The 619-nt window shown below is 63.3% G+C and carries 1 protein-coding gene; it reads right to left on the bottom strand.

The window, feature by feature from the left end:
* Positions 1 to 619: helicase-related protein (locus AC01FP_RS18670; protein ID WP_474482393.1), on the bottom strand; the 619-nt coding region annotated here is incomplete at both ends.

Genomic DNA, 619 nt, shown 5'->3' with positions numbered 1-619 from the left:
CTGCGGCCGTCACGACCGTGTAGCTGACTGGGCTGGTGAACACCGCAAACAGCTCCATGAAGTTCTTGCGGCCAAATCGCTTCTCCGCTTTGGGACCGATCACCAGCTGGCCTGAGGCCTCCCGCAGCCCGCCATCAGCGAGCAGCCAGCGGATGAGGCGATCAAACTCTGGTCGGCTAATCCCGGCAAAGTCAGGCACCTTGGACAGGTGGTTCCAGGCATCTTCTGCGGTGATGCCACCACCGGCCAAGGCCATGGTGAGCAGCTGGTGGATAAGCACAGGCCAGCAGCGGCCCTGAATCGGCACGGCCTCCACCCATCCCTGCTTGGCCAGCTCGATCAACGCCGTGGCCTGCAGCACGCTCTCGCTGGATTCACAGAAAAAAGTGGTGTTGGCAGCCTGGCCATCACGCCGGCCGGTGCGGCCCATGCGCTGCAAAAACGAGCTCACCGTGTCCGGGGCATCGGCCTGGAGCACCAGATCGAGATCACCCACATCGATACCCAGCTCGAGGGTGGAGGTGCAGACGATGCAAGCACCACTGCCATCCGCCGTGCCCCGATGAAAAGCCTCCTCGGCGAGGAGGCGCTCTTCCTTGGAGACAGCGCTGTGGTGCAC

The sequence above is a fragment of the Cyanobium sp. NIVA-CYA 375 genome (assembly GCF_056108345.1).
The sequence above is the reverse complement of the archived record's forward strand: the minus strand, read 5'-3'. Positions and strand labels throughout refer to the sequence as shown.